9 protein-coding genes and 1 pseudogene are annotated in these 8,435 nt (G+C 45.7%); 7 read left to right on the top strand and 3 right to left on the bottom strand.

Annotated features, from left to right (window positions below):
* From ACWA6V_RS12605 to ACWA6V_RS12580, 6 genes are all read left to right on the top strand, one after another.
* The coding region (locus ACWA6V_RS12605) for a hypothetical protein (protein WP_449522821.1) at positions 1-427 on the top strand (427 nt) is incomplete at its 5' end.
* A gap of 12 nt (positions 428-439) precedes the next feature.
* On the top strand, positions 440-1,168 hold the full coding sequence (locus ACWA6V_RS12600) for a hypothetical protein (protein ID WP_449522820.1): 729 nt from the start codon (positions 440-442) through the stop codon (positions 1,166-1,168).
* A 90-nt stretch (positions 1,169-1,258) separates the two neighbouring features.
* A complete protein-coding gene (locus tag ACWA6V_RS12595) occupies positions 1,259-1,960 on the top strand; it encodes a winged helix-turn-helix domain-containing protein (RefSeq protein ID WP_449522819.1) in 702 nt (233 codons plus the stop codon).
* Between the two features lie 21 nt (positions 1,961-1,981).
* Positions 1,982-3,295, top strand: a complete 1,314-nt coding sequence (locus ACWA6V_RS12590) for an ATP-binding protein (protein ID WP_449522818.1) — start codon at positions 1,982-1,984, stop codon at positions 3,293-3,295.
* A gap of 92 nt (positions 3,296-3,387) precedes the next feature.
* Entirely contained in the window at positions 3,388-4,557 is a 1,170-nt protein-coding gene (locus ACWA6V_RS12585) for an ATP-binding protein (RefSeq protein ID WP_449522817.1), read from the top strand.
* A 16-nt stretch (positions 4,558-4,573) separates the two neighbouring features.
* Complete coding sequence (locus ACWA6V_RS12580) at positions 4,574-5,683, top strand: hypothetical protein (protein WP_449522816.1); 1,110 nt, start codon at positions 4,574-4,576, stop codon at positions 5,681-5,683.
* A 19-nt stretch (positions 5,684-5,702) separates the two neighbouring features.
* Here ACWA6V_RS12580 and ACWA6V_RS12575 read toward each other — a convergent pair whose 3' ends face one another.
* The 3 genes and pseudogenes from ACWA6V_RS12575 to ACWA6V_RS12565 all read right to left on the bottom strand — a co-directional run bounded on the left by ACWA6V_RS12575 (position 5,703) and on the right by ACWA6V_RS12565 (position 7,930).
* The gene (locus ACWA6V_RS12575) at positions 5,703-6,218 is read right to left on the bottom strand and encodes a nuclear transport factor 2 family protein (protein WP_449522815.1); all 516 of its coding nucleotides are present in this window, start codon (positions 6,216-6,218) and stop codon (positions 5,703-5,705) included.
* An 80-nt stretch (positions 6,219-6,298) separates the two neighbouring features.
* A pseudogene (locus tag ACWA6V_RS12570) lies at positions 6,299-7,066 on the bottom strand (MBL fold metallo-hydrolase).
* 222 nt (positions 7,067-7,288) lie between these two features.
* Complete coding sequence (locus ACWA6V_RS12565) at positions 7,289-7,930, bottom strand: DsbA family protein (RefSeq protein ID WP_449522814.1); 642 nt, start codon at positions 7,928-7,930, stop codon at positions 7,289-7,291.
* 114 nt (positions 7,931-8,044) lie between these two features.
* On the opposite strand from ACWA6V_RS12565, the gene ACWA6V_RS12560 reads away from it, so the two are divergent.
* Positions 8,045-8,435, top strand: a 391-nt coding sequence (locus tag ACWA6V_RS12560) for a LysR family transcriptional regulator (RefSeq protein ID WP_449522813.1), incomplete at its 3' end; no start/stop codon positions are given.

The following is an 8,435-nucleotide window of genomic DNA, read 5'->3' as shown; positions in this document are numbered from 1 at the left end:
ATCAGCAGCGCAGACTATGAAAGAGGATTTGGAAGCAAATCTCGCCGACATGCAAGCTGAGTTTGATTTTAAAGACGAAGCGGCAAAAATTCAGGGCAAGCGGAAGTTAAATCGTTTTGAAGTGAATTTAATTCAGGTGTGGCTCGGCAAAACTGAAGCGGATGTTGTTAAAAAAATGGGCAACCCTGTTGTTAATGAGGCGGGCAATATGCGCTTTTTGGATTATGCAAATGAATTCAGCAATAAATCGGTAGTGATGGATATGAAGTCTGGCGCTGCTTGGGAGGAAGGGATTTATTCGCGCTGCAATTTCCAATTCATTTTCATTCCGGACAAGAGTTCGGCTTGGCGTGTTGCCGACGTCCGCGTATGGGCCGAGGGCGACGCCAGTTTTACCTGCAGCGGTTTTGCGGAAGTTCCGGATTAACAGGAGGATAACATGAAATATTTAACCAGCATTCTCGCCAGTATTTTTCTAGCCGCTTCTATTTCTGCCGAGGTAAGCGCAGCCAACTGCCCAGGTGGTATGATCGCGCAAGGCAGTACTTGTGTAGCCGATCACAAACAAAAAACGGCCGCCGCCGACAGTAATTTTGATGTCCTTGGCGGCATTATGGATACCAGCAAAAAGGAAATTAATGTTAAAGAAGCCATTGACGGCAATGTAAAAAATGCACTGGAGAGTACAGAATACAAAGCTTGGGAGCAGGGCAGCTGGGAATTTTTTCAAGCTAATTCCAATGCAAAAAAAGGTGAATATTGCACTGCACTGTTTAACAAGCAGGGCAATATAGTTGCGTTAATGGGCCCAGGTGGCTCTTATAAAGGCGCCCTCCTGGCCTTCTCAAATCTTGCTGACGCGGCAAACGGCAGTGGTAAATTTCCGATTCCAGAAAAACCAGGCACCATTGAACTTACCCTTTATCAAAATGATGAACCTCCGGCAAAAGTAAAAGCCTTCCATTGGGATCTTGGCCAGGAAAATTTAGTGGGTGATGAAAAGCCCCTGATTGTATTTGCCGTACCTACCATTGAAGCAGCGCTGGAGACTATGGAGGAAAAAATCAATTTTCGTCTGGAATATAACGGCGAAATTATTGAACAAGTGGAGTGGCACTCAAGCCAAATGGCAAAACAAAAACTACAGGCTTGCCTAAAAGGCAAATAATTGTTCTAGCATACAGGTAGCTTGGTTAAAAACAGTGTTACTCCTGTAAACCGTTAAATCGTTTTATCTCTTTCAGCAGGATTCAAATCGATGTCGCAAAACAATTTGATTTTATTGGTTGAGGATGACCGCCGTTTGGCTCAGCTGGTAAAAGATTTTCTGGAGAGCAATGATTTTCAAGTTGCGATCGAGGAAAACGGCAATCGTGTTATTCGCCAGACGCAGAATTTAAATCCGGCGCTAATTGTGCTCGACTTGATGTTGCCGGGAAAAGATGGGTTGACACTTTGCAAAGAATTGCGCCCGCAATTTAAAGGCCCAATTTTAATGCTCACCGCGCGCGATTCGGATTTGGATCAGGTGCTGGGTTTGGAATACGGTGCTGATGATTATGTGATTAAACCCGCCGAACCGCGCGTGTTGCTAGCCCGCATTCGCGCGCTTATGCGTCGCTACTACCAGAATGATCCACGCGAGCAAGAGGCCCTGGTATTTGGTGAATTGTGTATTCAACCTACTGCGCGCAAAGTGTTATTCGGCGGTGAAGAAGTGGTGTTATCCAGCCACGAATACGATTTGTTATTAGCGCTCGCGGCGCAAGCCGGGCAAATCCTCAGCCGCGAATTTTTGTTCAACCACATCTACAATCGCGAATACGATGGTTTGGATCGCACTATCGATGTCCGTATCTCGCAGCTGCGCAAAAAATTAAACGATAATCCGGATAACCCGACGCGGATCAAAACCATTTGGGGCAAAGGGTATTTGTTTATTGCGGATGCCTGGAAATAATCGCGGACTTCTAATCCAACCATGAATCGTGCCTTTATTTCCCTCTACTTTTTTATCGTCGCTTCAGTGGTGTTAATCGGCTGGGGTTTGAACCAGTTTTGGGAAAGCGTGGCGCCCGAGCAGGAACCGACGGCGGAAATTCACGCACTCTTCGCGCTCATCGAAGATGACTTATTAACGCAACAGCCACAATCTGATGCTGGCTACACGCAGTTAGCGCAGCAACTCAGTGCACAATTAAATCTCTCGCTCGAATTATTACCGCTTGATGATCTGGCACAATCGGCAGCTATGCATGAATTGCATGCGGGAAAAATTCTTGCGGCGAGCAGCAATGGCGACATTATCTGGTACAAACGTCTCGCCCAAACTGATCAAGTCGTTATGCTCAGCATACCAGTGAGCGATGAAAGCGAATCACCGTTTTATCGCCTGCTGTTAATTGTGTTTTACCTCGCCATTGCACTGGTAATTTATTTATGGGTTTGGCCACTCTCGCGCGACAGTAAAAAACTGGAAAGCCAAACCCGCATGTTGGGCAAGGATGACGTACCGGAAACGCTAAAAATTTCGCCCACGTCAACGCTTTACCCACTCGCACAAGCCTTCAACCATATGGCGCAACGGTTGCGCGAATTAATTGCATCGCACCGCGAAATGACCAACGCTGTCTCCCATGAATTGCGCACACCTTTAGCACGGATGAAATTTGCCTTGGCTATGATTGAAGAGGAAAAACTCAACGATAAAGATCGACGCCAGTTGCGCAGCGTGGAACAAGATATTGCCGAAATGGAATCGCTAATCAGCGCGCTTTTGGCCTATGCCGGGTTTGAGCAAAAAACCCAACAGCTGAAACAAACCAGCGGCCATATGCGCGACCTGCTCGATGAATTGCAACTGCGCTTTGTCCGTCACAATCAACGTCATTTACAGTTGGACATTTGTGATAACACTGACAATGCCGAATTTATCTGCGAGTGGAAATTGATCGAAACGGTGTTGCAGAATTTCATCAACAACGCCGCGCGCTACGCCAAATCGCGCATTCGAATTGAACTCATGCAAACGCAAAGTGAATATATTATTGCCGTAGAAGACGACGGCTCTGGCATCCCCGCCGATAAACGTGAGCGAGTGTTTGAATCCTTCGTTCGTCTGTACCATGAAGAGCAACATGAAAATACAGCCGGTTCCGCCACTGGCGGTTTTGGTTTAGGCCTGGCGATTGTCAAACGCATCATGCAATGGCACCAGGGCACCGCGCAGTTTGTCGAACCGCAAATTTTAGGTGGAGCGAGGGCGCAGATTCGCTGGCCGAAAACTCCGACCTAATCCCCTAAACGCTGGCTTTTCATACAAGATTTATCGCAATTTTATGTAATTTAGAAGTTGAACTTTGAAATTACATAGAATAGCCTTGCTTCATGATTAAACGCCACATAGAACCCGAATTTCTCCAATTACTGGGTGAATACCCAATAGTGACCATTCTTGGGCCGCGTCAGGCAGGTAAAACCACGCTTGCCAGGCAGCTATTGCCTGACTATGCCTACATTAATCTGGAGCATCCTGAAACCCGCGCTTTTGCCCAAGACGACCCCAAGGCCTTTTTGGCGCAATATCCCGGTAAGGTTATTTTTGACGAAATCCAGCGCTTGCCTGAGTTGCTTAGCTACCTGCAAGTGGCGGTGGACAACCAACGCGAGAACGGGCGCTATGTGCTTACCGGCTCACATCAATTAGCCTTGCGCGAGGCGATTGCGCAGTCTCTTGCTGGGCGCACTGCCATTCTTCATCTACTGCCATTTTCCATCGCGGAATTGGTTGATAACGATTTGGGTTTTGCCAAAGCGGAAGATTACATATATCAAGGATTTCTGCCGCGTATTTATGATCAGCAACAGCGTACGTCAACAGCCTATGCAAATTACTACCAGACTTATGTCGAGCGCGATGTTCGCCAGCTGATTAATTTAAAAGACGTTGCCCAGTTTCAAAAATTTATGAAGTTGGTTGCGGGCAGGGTAGGGCAGCTGATGGATTACTCGTCGCTGGCGGGTGATGTTGGTGTGAGTGCTACAACTATCAAGCACTGGCTTTCCATTTTGGAAGCCTCTTTTATTCTTTACAAATTGCCCCCCTATTTTGAAAATTTTGGCAAGCGTGTGATAAAAACACCGAAGTACTATTTTATCGATACTGGCTTGTTGTGTTTTTTACTTAGTATAGAAAATCCACAACAAGTCGCACGTGATCCGCTAATTGGCCAACTATTTGAAAATCTTGTGGTTATCGATGTGCTTAAAAATTTCTATAACAAAGGCAAGCTTGACAATATCTATTTTTTCCGCGATAGCAACGGCCTTGAAGCCGATTTGTTGTTGCAACAAGGGCGGCAGTTAATGCCGATAGAAATAAAATCCAGTTCAACCTATAAACCGGAATTGCTCAAAGGACTCAAACGGATTATGGAATTATCGCCACAAATGGCGAATGCGCACTTGGTCTATTCAGGTGATGCGATGCAGTTTAGCAATGGAATTAATGCCATTCGTTTTGACGATTTGGCAGCGCGATTGAATTTAATAAATTAACAACACGGAGATGACCATGAAAAATTGTCCGCACTGTAACCAGAGCCCCATTTCGTTTGGCGCTTGGTGTAATGGTATTAATTCGCTGACCTGCAATTGCGCACACTGCGGGGCAAAATTAAAAGCCAGTGCTGCTACCTGGATGTGTACCGCTTTGATTGTGATAGCCATGATTGCGGTGGTTGCTGCGGGAATAGCGATTTTCGGGTTAAGTATTCGCACTGATCAATTGAAATTAATTTTGTTGGTGTCGTTGCCGGTTATTGCAGGTTGTTTTATCGGATATCACTTCGGCGGTTATAGCAAGGCATCATCTCTGTTGAGCAAAACGGAATTTACCGGTTTGTACTGCAAATCATTGCTCACCCATTATCCGCAGGCGCAAATACAATTCAGTGATGAGCTGACGATCACCATTAAAAACGTGAATGGTTTTGAAGTGAATAAACATTTAGGTAACGCCTATAGTGCCTATAGCTCTGGCTCGCGGCCTTTGGAAGTTGTCATCAACGAGCAGCTCGCCAGTTTTGAATCCATTGTGAAACCGGAAACCGCGAAAACCCGCGAGCATATTTTGCCGGTAGTGCGTTCCGCCGATTTTATTGCGGCGAGTAAACAGCAATTACAAGATGCAGGATTCACAGGTGGTGATTTGCCATTCTGTTACGAACCCATCAACCAGGATTTATTTTTGTTATACGTGTTGGATACTGAAACTGGTATGCAATATCTGAGTCCAGAATCATTGGAAAAATTCGGCATTCAACGCGAGCAGTTAAACCAGCTGGGGTTGGAATATCTCAAAATGCATTTTGCACAGCGCAATGCACAACTAGAGCCGATTGATACCCAAGGAAAAGGCAAACTGTATCGTTTCCGCGTTGACGGTAACTACGACGCTTCCCTATTGGCGTTCCCCACAAAAATTGCTGAGATTGCACAGATGATTGGCGATACTCCAATCATTTTTATTCCCGCACGCGACACAGTGTTAATAGCGGGAAAAAACGATGTTGAAGCCATCGAGTTTGCCTCGCACTTGGCTGAAAAAGGTTACGCGGAGCTTGCTTATGCGATTAGCCCGTATGGATATGTGATGGGTGAATCCGGGTGCGATCGATATTAGTGCTGTATCGATTAGTTATTTACATCGCGTCCCTAACCGTTTTGCTATCAACAAACTGTTCAAAGCTTTTTATCTTGCCATTGTGAAGTATCCAAAGGTGCGCGACTCTGGCTGTGAAAAATTTCCCGCTAGCTTTATAGGTTCCGCTATAAGTGCCATAAGCAAAAACCTTGTCGCCAGCGGCAACGTAGTCTTCCACAACAAATTTGTAGTCATTCCATTCACCTCCTAAACGGGCAAAAACATTTTTTTCAATTTCATCAAATCCTTGGTAAGTTCCTGCATAAGGAAAACCTTCGGCTTCGGTCCACAGTGTGTCAGAAGTTATGTACCGCTTGAGGTTTTTGCCATTTTCTTCAGAGCTTTTGCCTTCATAAGTGCTTTTTACAATATCAAGATTGGTCATTGTTTTTGTCCCGGCATTTGATGTTTCATAATTGTCAGCAGTTAAGGTAGATGCTGTTGAGAGGGAGGGGCATGACTGAAGCATAAACAAAATTACGAAAGTACTTATCAATATCTGAGTCTGGCGCATGGGTTAATCCTGAGCGTAGAGATACGAAAAACTTTTCGAACTGGCATGCAGTTCGAAAAGTTAAAAACACTACTATGTGACTACTGTCCCCACTTCATTTCACCCATAATAACTTTCGCACTTAACCCTAAAATGCTGTCGCCACCAATAGTTGGGTAATTGGTTTTCACCTTGGCAATTAATTCACCGGAATTGGTTGATGACTTAGCAGCGACTTCAAAGTCCTTAATGTATTGGCGAGTAAAGTTAACGGCATCAATAGTCATCGGCTTATCGCCCAACATGTGCCCTGGAATTACAGTTTTGGGTTTTAATTTTTCAATATTGTCGAGGGTTTTAAACCATTTTTGACGTGATTCGGGCGTTTGTGTATCCGCTAAAAAAACATGCATGTTGTTAAATACTACTACACCACCCAACATGGTTTTGGTGGAGGGAATCCACACAAAGGTATGTTTGGGATCGTGGCCATCAATACCCACAACTTGTACCTTTTCACCATCAATCATTAGTGTCTCGTCTTCCAGCACTTCTGTCACTACCACTTTTTCCCTCCCTTTTTCTTTCACCATCTGCCCCCACTATACTTTCTTTCCTTCCATTGATCCATTGATATAAGCTTGTGTATTCGCTGTGGAAACTACTTTGGCATTTGGGTAGGCGGCGGTGATCACATCCAAACCAAAATAATAATCAGGATCACCATGACTAATATAAATCGTTCTTAATTTTTTACCCGATTTTTTGATGAACTTAACAGCTGATTGCGCATCATTTCGTTGAAATTGCGCGTCAACTAAAATGGCTTCCTTGGGGCCAGTAATTAATACTGAACTCACCGGGAACATACTTTTTTCTTGAGGATTAAATACGGTTGTTTCTAATGTTGTACTGATTGCGTTTGCAGATAAAGCCGCCATGGCTAACAGTGCACCTGTTGGAATTAATTTGGAAAAAATTTTCATAATAACCTCTAGAAAGTTTGCTGATGCGGTGGATAAATACGTTGTTAATAGTTTTTTAAATATAAAGGCACAGGGTATTACCCGCGCGCCACGTAGCAAAAATCATTACGCAGCAACAAGCTGCGCAACATGCTTGGCCAGTAAATAGGGCTTTCCATAAGTGCTGCTGTGGTCAAGCTTTTGAAATTCGCCATCCTGCTCCAATACCAAGGTGGGGAAACCATTGCCGCCAACTGTTTGCATCAGGTTGCGCGCTTCTATTGCGATAGTGGGCAGGCTGTGTTGAAGGTTTTCCAGCGCTTGTGCAAAAGCTTTCGCCTCCAATCCTAGTGTCTGTGCGTGCGTGTTCAGTGTGGCGATATCGCTCACGTCTTCGCCCAATTGGTAGTGGCTTTGTTGAATCAGTTCGAGCATGCGCAAGCCCGCTGTTGGATTTAGGAAATGAGTTGCCAATACTGCTGCGGCAGGTAGTTCAGAGTGATAGCGTAAAACCGGCGTAGTGCGCACACGTTTGATATAGGCTGCTCCGAACTCAACGCCAGCAACGGCGGCTATACGCAAATCCGCGCTGATGATGTGTTCGCGGTAGGGCTGCTCTATCGTTCTAGGTGCCGCAAATAAAAGGCCAGGATGAAAGACCAGTTCCAGCTCATCGCCAAAGCGATCCTTCAGTGCAGTCAGTAGTGGGCTGGCGGCGTAACACCAGCCGCATAGTGGGTCGAAGATGTAATGTAGTTTTGCACTCACAATGTTGATCTCACAGGAATGATTTGAAATCCGATGAGTGAACTTTAGGCCGATTCGGTGGTGTGAAAAATAGGCTATGATCTAAACCATCTTTCGCTTAAACAGAACAATACTATGCAACTTGATCGATTAAGACGGATGGCACTGTTTGCGATGGTGGTGCGGCACGGCTCTTTTTCAGCCGCATCCCGCGCACTGGATTTAGCGACTTCAGTGCTGAGTTCGGCAGTCAGTCAGCTTGAAGAGGAGTTGGGTGTACGCCTGCTTAATCGCACTACGCGCAGCCTGTCGCTTACCGAGGCGGGGCAGCTGTACCATGAGAAATGCGTGGAGATGCTGGCAGCGGCGGAGACTGCCGAGGAAATGGTGGCCGGTGGTGTGGGTGAAATTGCCGGGCGGTTACGGATTTCTGCCGCCTCTGATACAGCCCAGAAGATTGTCCTGCCCGCGCTGGCACCATTGGCTCGACAGCACTCCAAACTGCTCTTGGATATTGTGGTAGATG

The organism is Cellvibrio sp. (assembly GCF_053579595.1).
Note: the sequence above shows the minus strand (reverse complement) of the source record. Positions and strands in the feature narration are given on the sequence as shown.